5 protein-coding genes are annotated in these 19,921 nt (G+C 70.3%); all 5 read right to left on the reverse strand.

Annotation, left to right across the window (positions count from 1 at the left end):
- Positions 1-2: 2 nt before the first annotated feature.
- Entirely contained in the window at positions 3-392 is a 390-nt protein-coding gene (locus AORI_RS64345; protein ID WP_043848187.1) for a hypothetical protein, read from the reverse strand.
- 46 nt (positions 393-438) lie between these two features.
- Positions 439-3,306 (reverse strand): AfsR/SARP family transcriptional regulator, encoded by a 2,868-nt coding sequence (locus AORI_RS64350; RefSeq protein ID WP_051552910.1) that lies wholly within the window; start codon positions 3,304-3,306, stop codon positions 439-441.
- Between the two features lie 331 nt (positions 3,307-3,637).
- Positions 3,638-3,835: an MbtH family protein gene (locus AORI_RS64355; RefSeq protein WP_016335007.1), complete on the reverse strand. Its 198-nt coding sequence runs from the start codon at positions 3,833-3,835 to the stop codon at positions 3,638-3,640.
- A gap of 13 nt (positions 3,836-3,848) precedes the next feature.
- Positions 3,849-5,084: an MFS transporter gene (locus tag AORI_RS64360; RefSeq protein WP_016335008.1), complete on the reverse strand. Its 1,236-nt coding sequence runs from the start codon at positions 5,082-5,084 to the stop codon at positions 3,849-3,851.
- Positions 5,081-19,915, reverse strand: a complete 14,835-nt coding sequence (locus tag AORI_RS84600; RefSeq protein WP_016335009.1) for a non-ribosomal peptide synthetase — start codon at positions 19,913-19,915, stop codon at positions 5,081-5,083. Before AORI_RS84600 ends, AORI_RS64360 begins: the two co-directional genes overlap by 4 nt.
- Between the last annotated feature and the right edge of the window lie 6 nt (positions 19,916-19,921).

The raw sequence follows: 19,921 nt of genomic DNA on the forward strand, positions 1-19,921 counted from the left end.
ACTCAGCAGTGCACGGTGATGGCGTCGGTGCGGTCGTTGGAGCTGACCAGCCGCAGGCTTTCCCACGGTTGGACGGTGAGCATCTTGGCCCACTGGTTGGTGCCGTGGTTCCAGTCCCAGAGGGTGATCGCGTTGCCGTGTGCCCGGACGGAGGACGTCTGGTTCTGCATCCAGCCGTCGAGGATGTGCCAGCCGCAGCCGTTGGCGTCCCAGGTCGGCCCGTCCCAGTTGGGCCACGCGAACAGACACGCCTCGCCGTAGTCGCAGACCTGGTTGCCGACGCCGGTGACGCCGACCTCTCCCGAAGTCGAAGCCGAGGCTGTGGCCGTCCCGGTCAACAGCGTCACGGACACCGCGGCCGCCGCCAGCACACCGGCGAACAGTTTTCTCATGGTCATTTCCTCCAGATCGAGCGGGTGGAATCCGTTCTGGGGGAACCTATGGCGACTCGGGCCCTGTGCTCTGTCGTCCGGCTTGCACCGCGCTGTCAGCGCCGACCGGAGGCGAGCTTGATCGATGAATCAGCAAGGATTGCCGGGCGTGCGTGGAAAACAGGGCCCGGGTCTCGTCTGCGGTGGTCTGATCTCCATCGCGCAAGCACCGGTCGTAGGCCTCCTGCCACACCCGGCGTGCCTGGTCGACGTCGCCGAGCGCGAGCAGCGCGTGCCCCAAGCCGACTCGGAGCGGGACTGCCGATCTGGTCACGTAGGTATCGTCGACGAGGTCGATGGCTTCCCGGAAAGTGGCGGCGGCGGCTTGGTGATCGCCTGAACCTGCCTGGACGGCGGCGATGGTCTCCAGACCGGCGACGATCCGCGAGGGTTCCTTTCCCTCGCGGAAGGTGTCGAGAGCTCGCTGTGCGGGTCCGTTCGCCTCCTCGAATCGGCCGAGCCCGACGAAGGTGTCCGCGAGGTTGTTGAGGGCCATCGCGCTGGAGAGGTCGTCGCCGACGGACTCGTACAACCGGACGGCTTCCCGTAGTGGTTCGACGGCCTCGGCGAATCGGCGCCCCCCGTTGAGGGCGGACCCCAGATTGAGCAGAGAGGTGCCCTGTTCGGCGAGGTCGCCCAACTCGCGAAAGACCTCCAGTGCCGTGTGGCAGCAGAAAATCTGCTTCTCGCGGTCGCCGACTCGACCGTAGCCGGTGCCCACGCCGTTGTAGCACTTCGCCGTCAGGAACCGGTCCCCGGTGGCGGTCGCGCTGCGGATGGCGGCCTCCCCCATCGCGACCATGCGCCGCCACTGCCCACGTAGGTAAAGGTACTGCCAGGACAATTGGAACAGCACCGTGGCTTGAAGGTGCAGACCGTGTTCGTCCACGCCGAGGACGAACCGGGCGATCGTGTCGATCTCCCGGTCGAACCAGGCGACCGCGCAGCGGTGGTCGGCGAAGTCGACCACCGGCACGCCGGGACCGGCCGGATCGATCGGCATCCGGTGCGGAAGGCCGCTGAGATGGCCACGCGCCTGTTCCGCGGTGTGCACATAGTGTGCCGCCAGCCTTTCGATCGCCGCCGACGCGCCGGGCAGAGTCGCCGCCTTGTCGCGTGCGTACTGCCGCAGCAGATCGTGCAGCTCGAACCGGTCGGGCAGCCGCTGCCGGAGCATGCTGACTTCCGCCAACCGCCCGAGCGCGGCACCCGCCTCCGCCGTCGGGATCGCGGCCAGCGCGGCGACCGCGTGCCTGCCGATGGTGTCGCCGGGAAACAGGCCCAGCACAGCGAAAACCGCCGCCGCACGCGCATCGAGCACGTCATACGACCAGTCGAACAACGAACGCAGGTCAGTGTCGCGGTCGTCCTCGACCGACAGCACCTCCAGTCCCCGCTGGCCGGCCAGCTCGTCCCGTAATGCCGACAGCGGCCACTCCGGGTGCCGGGCGGCGTGGTCGGCGGCCAGCCGCAACGCCAGCGGCAGCCGCGCGCACAGCTCGACGATCGCCGTCGCCGCGTCCGGCTCGGCGGCCACCCGGCCGTGGCCGACCTGCTCGGTGAACAGCTCCAGACCCTCGGCGGGCGAAAGCAGGCCCAGGGTGAGGTGGCGCGCTCCCTCCCTGGCCGACAGGCCACGGAGCTTGCGGCGGCTGGTCACCACCACCGAACCCCCGCTTGGCAGCAATGGCCGCACCTGGGCGCTGTCACGGGCGTTGTCCAGCACGACCAGCATCCGGCGTACCGCGGACTCGGTACGCCAGAGCGCGGCCCGTTCCTCGACATCGGCCGGGACACGCTCCGGCGGCACCCCCAGCGAACGCAGCAACACGTCGAGCGCGTCCGCCGGATCGACCGGCACCTCGGGGCCGTAACCACGAAGGTTCAGATACAGCTGCCCGTCCGGGAATCGCGGCACGACCTGATGTGCCCAATGCACGGCCAAGGTCGTCTTCCCGATCCCGGCGGCGCCGTCGACCGCGCAGATCACGACCGGTTGACCGTCGGCTCCACTCACCAGCCGGTCCAAACCCGCCAGCTCGTCGCCACGCCCCACGAACCCGCGCACATCACCCGGCAACTGGCGAGGCACCTTCGCCGGCTGCTCCGCCACGAGCGCCTCGTCGTCGAGCAGGATGGCCTGGTGCAGATCGGCGATGGCACGTCCCACGTCGAGCCCAAGGCGCTCTCGCACCAGTTCGGTGATCTGCCGGTAGGCATCCAAGGCTTCGGCCCGCCGCCCCGCCCGGTGCAGCGCCAGCATCAGCCTGGCCCACAACGACTCGCGCAGCTGATGCCGTGCGATGAGCTCCCGCAGTTCGGCGATCACCTCAGGCCCCCGGCCCCGCTCCAGGTCGACATCCAGCATCCGTTCCCGGGCGGCGAACCACAGCTCGGCGACCTTCGGGCCCGCCTCCTCCCGCAGACCCGGCGACGCGACATCCTCCAACGGATCCCCACGCCACAGCCGGACCGCCGACGCCAGCAGCGCGTACTCCCGGTCCGTATCCCCCTCGCGCGCCGCGACGGCAGCCGACTCGACCAGCTCACGCAGTGCGAGCACGTCGAGCTGCGTGGCGTCGGCACGCAACAGATACCCGCCCTCGCTCGTCTCGATGACGTCAGCCCCGAGGCTCCGCCGTAACCTGCTCACCAGCGTCTGAAGACCGTTGCGCACGTCCAGCGGAGATTCCTCGCCCCAAACCTGGTCGATCAGCTTCCACCACGGGACGACCTGATTCGCCGAAAACGCCAGCGCCGCCAGCAACACCCGCTGCCGACCTCGCACGTCCACCGGCCCGGCAGCGGTCTCCACCTCGAACGGCCCCAGCACCCTGATCCGCAAACCCCGCGTTACCGCTTCACTCTGCCCCATGAACGCCCCCTGCCCTCCGGCCTTTCACTGATCAGGCCATACGCGTTTCGTCCTGCGGCCGACGGCCACTGCTGGATGCCGGAAACGCTAGGCGAGGCGCACCACCGAGGAATCAGTCATCGCGACTGATATCCCGGAGACGAAGATGATCACGACCGACACCGACCGGACGCCACCGTGCTGCCGGAGCCGTCATCGTGCCCACTGGTGAGCGAAGTTCGGCTTCGCGTCATAGGTCAACTCACCCGACAAGGTCGCGGACATCGCAGGTGGCGGTTCGGACAGGGACGTGCCCGGGACGGCGGTCACCGTCCCGAGCACCGCGATCGGGTCATTCCGCCGCCATGCGCTCCCTGAGGCTTCGGGGACGCATGTCCGTCCAGACCTCGTCCACATGGTCCATGCATTCCTGACGGGTCCCGGTCTTGCCGTCGTGACGCCAGCCTTCGGGAATCTCTTTTCCCTCCGGCCACAGGGAGTACTGCTCTTCGTCGTTGACCAGGACCTGGAACGTCGTGTTGTCGTCCATCAGTTCTCTCTCCTTATTTTCCGGTGGGTTCGGCTTCGAGTGGTTCGGAAGTGGCGGGGAGCCCGCGCAGCGTGGGGTTGAAGGTGGTGAACACGGTGACGACCGCGATGGCGCCCGCGCACGCGAGCACCGCGGCCGAGCCGGGCAGGGCCTCGACCAGCCAGCCGCCCAGCGCGGGACCGAACGCGGCGGCCAGGCCGCCGGTCACCCCCAGCACGCCGCCGAGCCGACCGCGCAACTCGTCGGGGGTGTTGAGCAACTGATAGGTGCCGATGGCGGTGTTGGCGGCGGGCGGCAGGAAGGCGATCCCCGCGAACAGCAGGCCCATGAGGTATCCGCTGTGCACGAAGATCGCGAGTGGTGTCAGTACGGTCAACGCCCAGAACACCCCGGCGATCAACAGGTATGGGCTGACCTTGCGGTACAGGACCGGCGCGGCCAGCGCACCGAGCACTCCGCCGGCGCCGAGCATCGCCGCCATGACGCCGATCTCCCCGGAAGGCATACCGCGACCGTTCGCCAGCACGATGATCACCAGGTAGTAGGCCGAGAAGAAAAGGTTGAGGCTGACGACGCAGAACGTCGTGACGCGCAGCCGCGGTTGCCGCCACACCCAGCCGAGTCCTTCCGCGATCTCCCGGCCCAGATGCGCGGGCGGCCGGGACGCGGTGGCCCGGCGGACCGGCAGCCGGACGAACCACAACGACACGAAGGCGAACAGGTGCGCCACGATGTCGAAGACGAACGGCACGAACCGGCCGAAGGAGAACAGGAATCCGCCGAGCGCGGTACCCGAGAGCTGGCCCGCGCTCGTCCGCGCGGCGTTCAGCGAGACCGCCGACGGTACTTCTTCCGGTTTGACCAGCAGCGGCAGGCTCGCCTCCTCCGCCGGTTCGAACAAGGCGCGGCACACTCCCATCACCACCGCGACGGCGACCAGGAGACCCACTCCGGCCACGTCCGACCACAGCGCCAGGACGAGCACGGCGGCCGCGATCGCCTGTGCGGCCTCGCATCCGAGCATGATCCGCTTGCGGGACCAGCGGTCCGCGAACGCGCCGGCCGGCAGTCCGGCGGCCAGCTGGGCGATCGCCACCGCGCCGACCACGAGTCCTGATTGGACGCCGGATCCGGTGATCGCCAGCACCACCAACGGAAAAGCGATCATCGTGGTGCTGAAACCGGCTTCGGAAACGACCTGCCCGGTCCACAGGAGACGGTAGTCGCGATTGTTCCGCAGTCCGCTCACGTCTCGTCACCCCGGCAGTCGGACGCGATGGCGCGCAAGGCGCCGGCGAAGTCCGCGGCGACGGCCGCCACCGTGGCCCGCGTGTTCAGGTGTGGCTGGTAGTACCAGGAGAACTCCAGCCTGCCGTCCCGCACACCACCGACCACTTCGAGGACGTGCGCCGGGCGGTTCTCGGGGTCCTGCTCGCGTCCGAGTGGTGCGTGCGCCCGGCGGTAGAACCCGCTGCCCTCGCTCGCGTGGTCACCCTGGCCCAGGTAGTTGAACGCGACCTCCGGCGCCGTGTCCCCGAGTTCCGGGAACCTGAAGTACCGCAGGGATCCGTAGCCGAAACCGTTGCCGGGCAAGGCACGCAACTGCTTCCGGGTCGCCTTGACCAGTTGCCGCCAGCCCGCCGAGCCGTCGACCGTGAGCCCGACGGGGAACAACGTGGTGAACCAGCCGACGGTCCGGGAAAGGTCGACGTCGTCGAGGATCTCTTCGCGACCGTGGCCCTCCAGATCGACCGCCACGGCGGATTCCCCGGTCCAGCGGGTGAGCGCCCTGGCCAGCGCGGTCAGCAGGACGTCGTTGATCCGCGTCCGGTAGACGCCGGGGGCCAAATGCAGCAGGGCGTCGGTGTCGTTTTCATCGACCTCCACGGTCACCGATTCCGGTGGCGCGGGCGGGACGCCGGTGCGGTCGCGCGGGATCGTGCGGCCGGGCAGCTCACGCGACCAATGTCCGTGTTCGGCGTCCAGTGCGCCGTTTTCGACGAACTCACGCAGCCGGTGCGCCCACTCCCGGAACGACGTCGTCTTGGTCCCGAGGTCGGTCTTCTCACCGGCTTCGATCTGCCGATACGCGCGTTCGAGATCTTCGAGCAGGATGCCCCACGACACCGCGTCGACGACCAGGTGATGCGCGGCGAGCAGCAGCCGGGGATTCTCCGCGCCGTCCGGTTCCGTCAGCACCGCGCGCAGATGCGGTGGCCGTGCCAGGTCGAAATCGGCCTGCGCGTACTCGGCCTCGGCCGCCAGCTCGGCCGCGGGCACCTTCTTCAGCACCGGCCTCGGCTCGGGCGGTTCGTTGTACTGCGTCCACCCCGCCTCGGTCCGCTCGAAGCGCAGGCGCAGCGCGTCGTGCTGGGTGATGACGGCGTCGAGCGCGAGCCGCAGCGACTCCTCCTCCACCTGCCCGTCGAGTTCGACGAGCACCGATTGGTTGAAATGCGCGGGATTGGCCGGTTCGGCGGCGAAGAACCACTGCTGGATCGGGGTCAGCGGAACCTCGCCGACGACGACCTCGCGGTCCGCGTCCGCGGTGTCCACCGGTTTCACCACCGTCGCCAGCTCGGCGACCGTCTGATGGGTGAACAGGTCCTTCGACCGCGTCGACAGCCCGGCCCGCCGGGCGCGGTGGACGACCTGGATGCCGAGGATCGAGTCGCCGCCGAGATCGAAGAAGTTGTCCGTGACGCCGACCCGATCCAGACCGAGGACTTCGGCCCACAGCTTCGCGAGCACCGCTTCCGTTTCGGTGCGCGGCTCCACGTGGTCCGCGCCCTGCACCGAGGACGGGTCCGGAACCGGGAGCGCCGCACGGTCGGCCTTGCCGTTGGCGGTGATCGGGATCGCGGCCACCGGTACGAAGACCGACGGCACGAGATAGTCGGGCAACGTCTCGCCGAGGAAGGCTCGCAGCCCCGCCACTTCGCCGACAACATAGGCGACGAGACGTTTGTGGCCACCGATCTCCCGGGCGGCCACCACCGCCTCCCGCACCTCGGGATGGCGTCGCAGCGCGGTCTCGATCTCGCCGAGTTCCACCCGGAAGCCGCGGATCTTGACCTGTTCGTCCACGCGGCCCACGAATTCCAGCACGCCCTGAGCCGTCCAGCGGACGAGGTCGCCGGTCCGGTACATCCGGCTCCCCCGGTCGCCGAAGGGGTTCGCCACGAACCGGTCCGCGGTCAGGCCAGGGCGGCGCAGATAGCCGCGGGCCAGGCCGTCGCCGGAGACGAAGAGCTCACCGGTGGCCCCGATCGGTACCGGCCGCAGCGCGGCGTCGAGGACATGGGCCTCGGTGTTCGGGATGGGAGTGCCGATCGGCGGTGGCACGCCCGGGGTCAGCGGCTCGCTCCACGAAGTGACCACAGTGGACTCCGTGGGCCCATACGCGTTGATCATCCGCCTTCCGGGTGCCCAGCGGTCCACCAGCGACGCCGGGCAGGTGTCCCCGCCGACGATCACCGTGCGGAAGTCGGGCAGTTCCACCTCGGGCACGGTGGCGAGCGCGATCGGCGGGATCAGCGCGTGGGTGATCCGCCCCCGTCGCAGGACGTCGGCCAGCCCGGTGCCGAGCAGCGGTCCCTCGGGCGGCACGACGAGCGCGGCGCCGGCGGGCAGCGACAGGCACAGCTCCAGGATCGAGGCGTCGAAGCTGGGCGAGCTGAAGGCGAGCACTCGATCGCCCGGCCGCACCTCGCAGTGCTCGATCTCGGCCGCGGAGAACGACGCGAGCCCGGAATGGGTGACGACGACCCCCTTGGGCCGGCCGGTCGAGCCGGACGTGTAGATCACGTAAGCCGGCTGTGCCGGATCGCTCCGGACACCGAGGTCGGTGTCGTCGTACCCGGCCGCGTCGATCTCACCGTGCACCACCAGGACGGGGTCGGCGTCCTTCAGCATGTATTCGATCCGTTCGGCCGGATAGCCGGGATCCACGGGCAGGAACGCGGCGCCAGTCTTGGCCACGGCCAGTTCGGTGACCACGAGCGCCACCGAACGCGGCAGGCGGACGGCCACGATCCGCTCCGGCTCGGCACCCCGCTCGGCGAGCCATCGGGCCAGCCGGTTCGCCCTCGCGTTCAGCTCCGCGAAAGTCAGCGAGCCGGTGTCGGACACCAAAGCGGACGCGTCCGGCGTCCGGCGGGCCTGTGCTTCGACGAGTTCGGCCAGGGAGGCCACCGGGATTTCGCGCGCGGTGTCGTTCCAGGCACGCAACCGGTCGAGTTCACCGCGCGGCAACGACGGCAGGGCCGCCATCGGCTGGTCCGGCTCGGCGGCGAGCACGGTCAGGAGCGCCCGCAGCCGCGCGATCAGCCGTTCGATGGTCTCCGCGTCGAACAGCCCGGTGCTGTAGTTGATCGCCCCGTGCACCGTGTCGCCGTCCTGTTCGAACTGCACGAGGAGGTCGAAGGGGGCCGACACCGCGGGCAGCGCGACCTCCCCCGCGACGAGCGTGCCGGAACCCGGCCGGTCACCGGTGTTCTGCAGGACGACCATGGCCTGGAACAGCGGCGTCCGGCTCGGGTCGCGGGCCGGTTGCACGGCGTCCACCACACGCTCGAACGGGACGTCCTGGTGGGCGAAGGCGTCGAGCACCACGGTCCGCACCTGGGCGAGGAACTCCCGGAAGGAGCATCCGTTGTCCACAGTGGACCGCAAGGTCAAGGTGTTGACGAAGAACCCGACTAGGCGTTGCAGCTCGGCGCGTTCCCGTCCGGCGGTCACCGTGCCGACCGCGACGTCCCGCTGCCCCGTCCATCCGGCCAGCAGGATCTGGCAGGCGGCCACCAAGGTCATGAACAGGGTGCCGTCCTGGGCGGTGGCCAGCTCCCGGAGCTTCGCGACGACGTCGGCGGGAAGGTCGAACCCCAGCCATTCGCCCTCCGTCGTGCGCACCGCCGGCCGGGGCCGGTCGGTGGGCAGCTCGAGGGGTTCCAGCCCGGCGAGGCGGTCCCGCCAGTGGTCCAGCTGACCGGTGAGCTCGGGACCGTCGAGGAGTTCGCGTTGCCAGGACGCGAAATCCGCGTACTGCACGGGAAGTTCGGGCAGTTCCGGCTCCTCGCCACGCGCGAGGGCGGTGTAGACCTCGTCGAGTTCGGCGGCCAGCACGCCCGACGACCAGCCGTCGGTGACGATGTGGTGCAGCGCCAGCAGCAGAACGTGCTCTTCGGACGTCCGCCGGAAGAGCCGTGCCCGCAGGAGCGGTCCGGTGCGCAGGTCGAACGGCCGCGACGCTTCCCGTGCCAGCACGTCTTCGTCGAACTCCTCGACCGGGAGGTCGACGTCGCAGGGCTCGTGCACGACCTGGACGCCGCGGCCGTCGATCGCGTCGAACGTGGTGCGCAGCGATTCGTGGCGGGCCACCAGGAGCTCCAGCGCACGCTTGAGGACCGCGACGTCGAGTTCCCCGCGAAGCAACAACGCCGTGGGCGAGAGGTAATCGGCGCCACCGGGCTCGAACTCGTCGAGGAACCACAACCGCTGCTGGGCGAAGGACAACGGCAGCGCACCGTCGCGGGCCACGATCGGGATCGGCCGCGTTTCGGCCCGCCGGTCCGGCAGCGCCGCGGCGAACCGGCCGAGGGTCGGCGCGGTGAACAACGCGCGCGGTGAGACGTCGACGCCCAGTTCCGCCCGCACCCGCGACGTGATCCGCATGCTGAGGATCGAATCGCCGCCGAGTTCGAAGAAACCGTCCGTCACACCGACCCGGTCGAGTTTCAGCACCTCCGCCCAGATGACGGCGAGGCGGCGTTCGGTCTCGGTCCGTGGCGCCACGTACTCGGCCGCGGCGTCGCGGCCGGGTGCGGGCAGCGCTCGCTTGTCGACCTTGCCGTTACGCGTCAGGGGAAGGGCGTCGAGCGCGACGAGCGCCGACGGCACGAGGTGGTCGGGCAGGCGGTCTCGCAGCCAGTCCCGCAGCCCTTGTGTGTCACCGACGACGTAGGCGACGAGGCGTCCGTCGTGGGCGGTGACCGTGGTGTCGGTGACCGCCGGATGCTGCCGCAGCACGGCTTCCACTTCGCCGGGTTCGACCCGGAACCCGCGGATCTTGACCTGGTCGTCGACGCGGCCGAGGTAGTCGAGCCGCCCGTCGGTGGTCCAGCGCACCCGGTCGCCGGTGCGGTACATGCGGGTGCCCGGCGGGCCGAACGGGTCGGCGACGAAGCGGTCCGCGGTCAGCCCGGGACGGCCGAGGTAGCCGCGGGCGAGCTGGACGCCGGCGAGGAACAGCTCCCCCGGCACCCCGGCCGGGACCGGGGTGCCGCCGGCGTCCAGGACGTAGGCCCGCAGGTTGGGCAGCGGACGGCCGATCAGCGGCCGGTCTCCCGCCACCGGTGTGTGGACGGCGTCGACCGTCACCTCGGTGGGGCCGTAGTAGTTGAACGAGGTGACACCGGACGCCACCAGCTCCCGCCACAGCCGCTCGCCGGTCGCCTCACCGCCGACGAGTACCGTGCCGGGCCGATGTTCCCCGCTCAGCAGTCCTGCCTCCAGCAACTGCTGGAGATAGGCCGGGGTCAGGTCCATCAGGTCGATCCGGTGGTCGCGGACGTAGCCGACGACGGCGTGGGGATCGAGCCGGGTGTCGTCGTCGAGCACATGCAGCTCGTGCCCGTCGATCAGGGCCAGAAGCGCTTCCCAGGACGTGTCGAACGACAACGACGCGGTGAGCGCCACCCTGCGGCGCTCCTCGGCGAGGAAGACGCGGCGGTGCGCGGCGAGCATGTTCATCAGGCCGCGGTGTTCGATGACGACGCCCTTCGGCGTTCCCGTCGAACCGGAGGTGTAGATGACGTACGCCGCGGTGTCCGCGCTCGCCCCGGTCGCCGCAGCGGTCGCGGGGCCGGGGTCCGTCCCGTCCAGCACGACGACCGGTCGTGCGTCCTCGAGCAGGAACCGTTTCCGTTCCTCCGGAAGGCCGGGATCGACCGGCAGGTAGGTCGCGCCCGTCTTGAAGATCGCGAGGATCGCGATGACGGCTTCGGCCGAACGGGGAAGCGCGACGGCGACCACCGTTTCCGGCCCCGCCCCCTGGGCGGCCAGGTGTCCCGCCAGCCGCGTGGCGCGGGCGTCGACCTCGGCGAAGTCCAGCACCTCGTCTCGGAAGATCAGCGCGGTCTCGTGCGGTATCCGGGCGACCGTCGCCTCGAAGACGTCCAGCACCGTGCCGGACGGCACGTCGATCAGCGGGCCGCTGCCCGTGGACAGCAGTTCACGCCGTTCGGACGGCGACAACGGGGAAAGCGCGTCGAGGCGGCACCGCGGGTCCGCGGCGATGGCACGGACGAAACCGGCGAGCTGATCCGCGAGACGGCGAACCGTGGCCGCGTCGAACAGCCGGGGGTCGTAGGAGAGTTCGAGCCCGAGTTTGTCGTGCAGATAGGCGGTGAGGTTCAACGGGAAGTTCGTCGTGTCGAGCGATTCGACGTCCAGCACACGCACGTCGGCCTGTCCGCTGTCCTCGATCGGGTAGTTCTCGAACACCACCACGCTGTCGAACAGCGCCGTACCGGCCGGAACGGCCGTGAACGCCTGGAGTTCGGGCAGGGCGAGGAAGTCGTGGCGACGCGCGTCGGCCTGCGCCGCCTGGGTTTCGCGCAGCCAGTCGAGCGCGAATTCCCGGCCACGGACCTCCACCCGCGTCGGGACCGTGTTGATGAACATGCCGATCATCGACTCGACCCCCGGCATCCCCTCCGGGCGGCCGGACACGGTCGTCCCGAACAGGACGTCGGTTTCCCCGCTGTAGCGCGCGAGCAGCAGCGCCCACGCGCCTTGCACGATCGTGTTGACCGTGAGCGCCGCGGACTTCGCCGTCTGGTGCAGCTTCGCCGACTCCTCCGGGGAAAGCTCGACCAAGACCGCCTCCGCGGACTCCGCCCGGTGCGCTTCTGTCGGCCGCCGGTCGAAGGGCAACGGGGTCGGGGTGGTGAACCCGTCCAGGACGGCGCGCCAGTGGTCCTCCGCCTCGGCACGGTCCTGTGCGGCGAGCCAGGCCAGGTAGTCGCGGAACGGACGTCGCGGGACCAGCCGCGCGGGCCGGCCTTCCACGATGGCCGCGTACTGTTCGCACACCTCGCCGAAGACCTGCGCCGTACTCCAGCCGTCGAGCAGGACGTGATGCGAGGTCCACACCAGTTGCACCTCGTCTTCGGGGAGCCGGGCGATCGCGAGCCGCATCAACGGCGGCTCGGTCAGCTCCATTCCCGCCGCCACGTCGTCGGCGAGCAGTCTCTTCAGTTCCCGGTCCTGCTCGTCCGGGGTGAGCGCGCGCCAGTCGTGGTGCCGGACCGGGACGACGACCTCGCGGTGGACCCGCTGGACCGGCTCCTCGATACCGTCCCAGGCGGTACTGCTGCGCAGGATCGGCGTGCGGTCGACCACGCGCTGCCACGCCTCGGCGAGCGCGTCCGGCCTGCTCACGCCGGCCAGGTGAAGCCGGAACTGGTCGAAATAGGCGGTCGATCCGGTGTCGACCAGGCTGTGGAACAGCATGCCCGTCTGCAACGGCGTGAGCGGGTAGATGTCCTCGACGTCGCGGCCGTCACCGGCGAAGCGGTCGACGTCCGCCTGCGAGAGCCGCGCCAACGGGAAGTCCGACGGCGTACGTCCACCGCTTTCGGCGCAATGCGCGATGATCCCGCGCAACGCGCCGAGCATGGCTTCGGCGATCCCGCGCACGGTGTCTTCGTCGTGCACCTCGTCGGAATACTGCCAGGTGAGATGTAATTCGCCGCTTTCGACGACACCGACGACGTCGAGCAGATACGGACGGACGCTCTCCGGATCACTGTCGTGTCCGAGGGTTTCCCCTCTGCCCCGGATCCATCCGCCGTCGGGGCTCCCCATGTCCCAGCGGCCGTGGTAATTGAAGGAAATCCGCGGTTCGGGAGCCTCTCGCAAAGCGGAACCCGGTGTTTCTTCGGCGTTCGAGTAGCGCAAAGCCCCGAATCCCGCGCCTTTCGAGGGAACCGCGCGCAGTTGTTCCTTCACGGATTTGAGCACGTCGCCCCAATCGCCTTCGGGCACGGCGAGCGAGAGCGGGTACTGCGCGGTGAACCAGCCGATCGTGCGCGAAAGGTCCAGCGGGCCGGCGATCTCCTCGCGGCCGTGGCCCTCCATGGCGATCACGACCCGCGACCGCCCCGTCCAGTGAGCCAGCACCCGGCCGAGCGCGCTCACCAGCACGTCGTTGACCTCCGTGCGGTACGCGCCGGGTACGTCGCGGAGGAGCGCGGTGGTCTCGGCCCGGCCAAGTGACACCGAGACACCGCGCTCCGACTTCGCGGTGTTGCGGCCCGGGCGGTCAACCGGAATGTCCGTCCGAGCTCCGCGAAACGCAGTTTCCCAGTACCCGATTTCCTTGTCGAGTCGTCCCATTTTCACGTGTTCGCGCAGAGAACGCGCCCAATACGTGAAAGATGTTCGCACCGGCGCCAGGGTTTCGCCCCGGTACGCGCGTTCGAGGTCGGTCAGCAGAACGCGCCACGACACCCCGTCCATGACGAGATGGTGGGCGGTGAGGAACAGCTGCGGTGCCCGGTCCCGGAAGGTGAACACCACCGCACGCCAGAGCGGCCCGGTGGTCACGTCGAGCGACGTCTGCGCCCGCACCGCCTCCGTGTGCATGGCGGCGGAGACACCGTCCACTTCGGACAGGTCGACGTGCCGGAGAAGGTCGGCGGATTCGACGGGAGCGGGCTCCTGCACCCAGCCCCCGTTCGTCCGGGAGAAGCGCATGCGCAACGCGTCGTGATGCTCGCCGACGCGGTTCAGGGCGGAGATCAGCTTCGGTATGTCCACTGAGGACAGTACGACGTGCACGGACATGGTCAGCCGCCACGGCTCGTCCATCCGCTCGAACAGCCAGGACTGGATCGGACCGAGCGGCGCGGGTCCGGCGTCGTCCACCTCGACCTGGTCCACCGGCACTTCGGTGCGGGCGACGTGCGCGAGTTCGGCGATGGTCTGGTTGCGGAAAAGGTCCTTCGAAGACAGCGTCAACCCCGCCTGCCGGGCCGCCGCGACGACCTGGATGCTGAGGATCGAATCCCCACCGAGACCGAAGAAGTTGTCCTCGACACCGACCCGGTCGACGCCGAGCACCTCGGACCAGACCCCCGCCAACACGGTCTCGACGTCGGTGCGCGGTGCCAAATACCGGTTCTCGGTCCGGGCGCCGGGCTCCGGCAGCGCACGGGTGTCGAGTTTCCCGTTGGCGTTGAGCGGCAACCGCTCCAGCGGGACGAACACGGCGGGCACCATGTGCGCGGGCAGGGAGCGGCTGAGGAACTCCCGCAGTGCCGTCGTCCCCGGCACAGGTCCCGTCAGGTACGCGACGAGCCGCCGCGCGTCGCCGGTCCCGTGGGCGACGACGGCCGCCGCGTCGACGTCGGGATGCGCGACGAGCGCCGCTTCGATCTCGCCGGGTTCGATGCGGAATCCGCGGATCTTGACCTGGTGATCGGCCCGGCCGCGGTAGTCCAGCTCACCGCCGCCGGTCCACCGCAGCAGATCGCCGGTGCGGTACATCCGGGTGCCGGCTCCGCCGAAGGGGTCCGCGACGAACCGCGACGCGGTGAGGCCGGGCCGGTCCAGATAACCGCGTGCCAGGCCCGCGCCGGCCACGTAAAGCTCACCGGTCACGCCGGGCGGGACGGGAGCGAGATCGGCGTCGAGCACGTAGGTCCGCAGGTCCGGGATCGGGACCCCGACGGTGGCCGTCCCGTCCGCTTCCAGCGCCCGGTACGTGACGTGCACCGTGGTCTCGGTGATGCCGTACATGTTCACCAGCCGTGGCCCGTCCGGATGCCGCCGGTACCACTCGGTCAGCCGCGCCGGATCCAGCGCTTCGCCACCGAAGATGACGTATCGCAGGCTGAGGTCCGGAGTCGGCAGCGTGCTCAGCCGGTGGAACGCCGACGGCGTCTGGTTCAGGACCGTCACCCGCTGCTCGGCGAGCAACGCCAGGAACTCCTCCGGTTCGCGGACCGCGTCCTGCGGGACGACCACGAGCCTGCCGCCGTGCAGCAGCGCGCCCCACAGCTCCCAGACCGAGAAATCGAAGGCGTAGGAGTGGAAGAGCGTCCAGACGTCGTTCTCGTCGAAGCCGAACCAGTGCGCGGTCGAAGAGAACAGGCGGGTGACGTTGGAGTGCGGGATCAGCACACCCTTGGGCACGCCGGTGGAGCCGGAGGTGTAGATGACGTAGGCGGTGTTGTCCGGCTCGACCCGCACCCGCGGAGCGGTGTCCGGGCGGCCGTCGGCCTCCACGGAGTCGACCACGCACACCGGACGCGCGTCCGCCAGCGTCGCCTCGATCCGCGCCTCCGGGTACGCCGGGTCGATCGGCAGGTACGCCGCGCCCGTCTTCAGCACGGCGAGTACCGCGACGACGAGGTCCGCCGAACGCGGCAGCCGCAGCGCCACCAGCCGCTCCGGCCCCGCACCCTGGTCGATCAACCGATGGGCGAGGCGGTTGGCGCGCCGGTCCAGTTCGCCGTAGGTCAGCTCGGTGCTCCCGCTCGTCACCGCGATGGCGTCCGGAGTACGCGCGGCGCGTTCGGCGAAGAGTTCGTGCAGGACGGGCGAAGGTTCCGCCTCCGCCTTGCCGTTCCACTCCAGCAGCACCCGGTCGCGTTCGGCCGGGCTGATCCAGGGCTGCTGTCCGAGCGGCAGTTCCGGAGCCGTCGCGATGCCGTCGAGCAGGCGGCGAAGCCAGCCGGTCAGCCGCTCGATCGTGGCGGGATCGAACAGATCGGTGTTGTAGTTGACGAGCGCGTCGAGCCGGCCTTCGGTCTCCTGGAAGTGGATCGTGAGGTCGAAACCGGCGGTCACGACCGGCGGCGCCAGCTCTTCGACCTCCAGGCCCGCCATCGACGGCCGGGTGTCCGGGGTGTTGTGCAGTACCACCAGCACCTGGCACAGCGGTGTCCGGCTGGTGTCGCGTTCGGGCTGCAGGTCGTCGACGACCCGATCGAAAGGCACGTCCTGGTGCGCGAAAGCGTCCAGGACGGTGTCCCGCACGTCGTCGAGGAAGACGTCGAACCCGAGTTTCAAGTCCACAGTGGACCGCAGGACGAGGGTGTTGACGAAGAACCCGATCAGGCCTTCGAGGTCCGTCCGCTCGCGGCCGGAGACGACGGTGCCGACGGCGATGTCGTCCTGCCCCGACCAGCGGGCGAACAGCAGTTCGCTCGCGGCGAGCAGGGTCATGAACAGGGTGCCGCCCTGATGCCGGGAAAGCTCCTTGAGCCGCGCCGTGGTCCCGGCGGGCACGCTGAATTCGTACAGGGCGCCGTTCTTGGTGCGCACGGCCGGCCGGGGCCGGTCGGTGGGCAGGTCGAGCGCGGGCACGCCGTCGAGGCGGTTGCGCCAGTAGCTGAGCTGGGCGTCGAAGTCGGTGCCTCGCAGCCGTTCCCGCTGCCAGACGGCGTAGTCCGCGTACTGCGCCGGTAACGGTGGAAGGGCTGGCTCTTCGTCTCGGCGGAACGCGCTGTAGCACGTGGCCAGCTCGGCCAGCAGTACACCGGAGGACCACCCGTCGGTGACGATGTGGTGCAGCACGAGCGTGAGTACGTGATCGCCGGGCGCGAGCCGGGTCAGCGCGACCCGCAGCGACGGTCCGCTGTGCAGGTCGACGGGGCCGGTCGCGGCGGCGAGGGCGCCGTCCAGGTCGCCTTCGGTGACGGGCACGTCGACGGCGTACGGCGGGTGGATCACCTGAACGCCGCGGCCGTCGACGGTCGCGAAGGTGGTCCGCAAGGATTCGTGCCGGGCGACCAACGCGGTCAGGGCGCGATTCAGCGCGCCCGTGTCCAGCTCACCACGCAGCCTCAAGGCCGTCGGCGACACGTATTCGGTGCTGCCCGGTTCGAATTCGTCGAGGAACCACAACCGCTGTTGCGCGAAGGAAAGCGGCGCCTCGAACCGGCCGCCGTCTCTGGGCAGCACCGGAATCGCCGCCTGCGGCGCGGTGATCTCGGGCAACCGCAGGGCGAGGCGCGCCGGAGTGGGCGCGGTGAAGACGAGCCGCGCGGGCACGTCGGCGCCGAGCGTGTCGCGGAGCCGCGCGAGCACACGGATGCCGAGGAGGGAGTCGCCGCCGAGTTCGAAGAAGTCGTCGTCGACACCGACGCGTTCGACACCGAGGACGTCGGACCAGATGGTGGTCACCAGCCGCTCACGGTCGTTGCGGGGAGCCACGTACGGCGTCGAGGTGTCGTGTCCGGGATCGGGCAGGGCGCGGCGGTCCAGTTTCCCGTTCCTGGTCAACGGCAGTACGTCCAGGCCGACGAACGCCGAGGGGACGAGATGCGCGGGCAGGACGCGGTGCAACGCCGTCCGTAGCGGGCCGAGGTCGGCGTCGCCGACGACGTAGGCGACCAGTTTGCCGTCCCGCGCGTCCACGGCCGCGTCCGTGACCGACGGCTGTGCGCGCAGCACCGTCTCGACCTCGCCGGGCTCGATCCGGAAGCCGCGGACCTTGATCTGGTCGTCGACGCGGCCCAGGTGTTCCAGCCGCCCGTCGGGGGTCCAGCGGGCACGGTCGCCGGTGCGGTAGAGCCGGGTGCCGGGCGGGCCGAACGGGTCGGCGGTGAAGCGGTCGGCGGTCAGTCCCGGCCTGCCGAGGTAGCCGCGGGCGAGTTGGGCGCCGGCGAGACACAGTTCGCCGGGCACCCCGGCGGGCACGAGCCTCGCCCCTTCGTCCAGGACGTACGCGGTCACGTTGCCGAGTGGCCTGCCGATCACCGGCCGGTCACCGGTCACCGGCGCGCAGGTGGCGTCCACAGTGGACTCGGTGGGGCCGTAGTAGTTGTGGACCTCCGTTCCGGAAGCCGCGAGTGCATGCCAGAGGTCGCTGTCGAGGGCCTCGCCGCCGACCATGAGGAACTTCGGCCGGTGTTCTCCGTCGAGCAGCCCGGCGGGCAGCAACTGCCGCAGGTACGACGGGGTGACGTCGAGGAAGTCGACGCGCTCGTCCCGCACGTAGCGCGTCAGCCCGTCCGGATCGAGCCGGGTCTCTTCGGTGATGACGTGCAGTTCGTGGCCGTCCGCCAGCAGCAGGGGGCCTTCCCACGACGTGTCGAACGACAGGGTCGCGGTCAGCGCGACGCGCATCCGCTCGCGGCCGAAGACGGTGCGATGGTTGGCGAGCAGGTTGACCAGGGCCGCGTGTCCGACGACGACACCCTTCGGCGTGCCCGTCGAACCCGAGGTGTGGATGACGTACGCGGCGTCGGTCGGCTGCGGCGGCACCGGCCGCGACCGGTCGGTGGTGACCGTGAAGGTGTCGTCGAGGACGACGACCGGCCGGGTGTCGTCAAGCAGGGTCCGGATCCGTTCGGCCGGCATGCCGGGGTCGATCGACTGGTGCACGGCACCGGCTTTGAGCACGGCGAACAACGCGACGATCGCGTCCGCCGAACGCGGCAGCAGCACCGCGACGACCTGGTCCGGACCGGCGCCGCGGGCGGCCAGTTCCGCGGCGAGGCCGTCGGTGCGGGCGGCGAGTTCGGCGAAGGTCAGCCGGGTGTCGCCACAGACGAGCGCGGTGTCGTCCGGGCGGGTGGTCGCCTGGTGGTCCAGGAGGTCGACGATGGTCGTCGCCGGAACCTCGAGCTCGTTGCTCCCCCACGACAGCAGGCGGCGCTCTTCGTCCTCGTCGGTCAGTGGCAGGTCGGCGATCCGGCGCCCGGGTTGGGCGGCGATCCCGGCCAGCAGCCGCAGCAGGTGGCCGATCAAGCCGTCGATCGTGGCGGCGTCGAACAGTTCGGTGCTGTATTCGACGAGCCCGGCCAGCCTGCCGCCGGATTCCTCGAACTCGATCGAGAGGTCGAAGTTCGCCGCGTCCCGGGCGACGTCCGCCGGTTCCACCGTCAGACCGGGGAATTCCGGACCGTCGCCGGAAGCGGAATGCAGCAGCACCATGACGTCGAACAGCGGGTTCCGGCCGGCGTCACGGCCCGCCCGCACGGCGTCGACGACCGCGTCGAACGGCACGTCGTCGTGGGCGAAGGCGTCCAGAACGGTTTGGCGGGCGTGGGTCAGGTGCTCGGTGAAGGACACGGACCGGTCGACGGCCGAGCGCAAAACGACGGTGTTGACGAAGAAGCCGACGACCCGTTCCAGTTCCGGCCGCTCGCGGCCTTGCACGACCGTGCCGAGCGCGATGTCCTCCTGCCCCGTGTAGCGGGCGAACAGCGCCTGGCACGCGGCGACGAGCACCGTGAACAGCGTCGTCTCCGACGAGCGCGCCAGCTCGGCCAGCCGTCCCGCGACCTCCGCGGGCACGGTGAACTCCCGTGTCGCGCCGTCGGTGCTCCGGACCGGTGGCCGCGGCCGGTCGGTGGGCAGTTCCAGCGGGGCGACGCCGTCGAGATGCGATTTCCAGTAGCCGAGACCCGCGCCCCGGAGTGGCCGGTTTCGTTGCCAGACGGCGAAATCCGCGTACTGCACCGGCTGGGCGGGCAGCCGGGCGCGGTCGCCGTCGCGGTAGAGCAGGCCGAGTTCGTCGGTCAGCACACCCATCGACGCGCCGTCGGTGGCGATGTGGTGCACGCACACCAGCAGCACGTGCTCGGTGTCGGTGAGTCGCAGCAGCGCCGCGCGCAGCAGTGGCCCGCGGCTCAGGTCGAACGGCCGGATGTACTCGGCGCGCAGGACGTCCTCGAGGTCGTCGGGCCCGACGTCCACGACGGGCAACGCGACCTCGCGGGGCGGCCGCACGATCTGGAAGCCCTCGCCGTCGATCTCCTCGTAGGTGGTGCGCAAGGGCTCGTGGCGAGCGACCAGCAGTCGTAGCGCGGTGGCCAGCGCGGCGCGGTCGAGTGGTCCGGTCAGGCGCAGGGCGAACGCGCTGTTGTACTCGGGATCGTCCGGCCGCAGCCTGCTGAGGAACCAGAGCCGCCGCTGGGCGGACGAGAGCGGGATCGGGCGGGAACGGTCGGCGGCGGCCGGGATCTCCGGCGCCGGGCCTGCCGTTCCCGCCATCCGCGCGCGCAGCACCTCCCGCAGGTGGGCGGGCAGTGCCGCGATGCGGTCCTGTCGGGACGAGGTCATGGTGGC

The organism is Amycolatopsis keratiniphila, assembly GCF_000400635.2.
Classification (GTDB): domain Bacteria; phylum Actinomycetota; class Actinomycetes; order Mycobacteriales; family Pseudonocardiaceae; genus Amycolatopsis; species Amycolatopsis keratiniphila.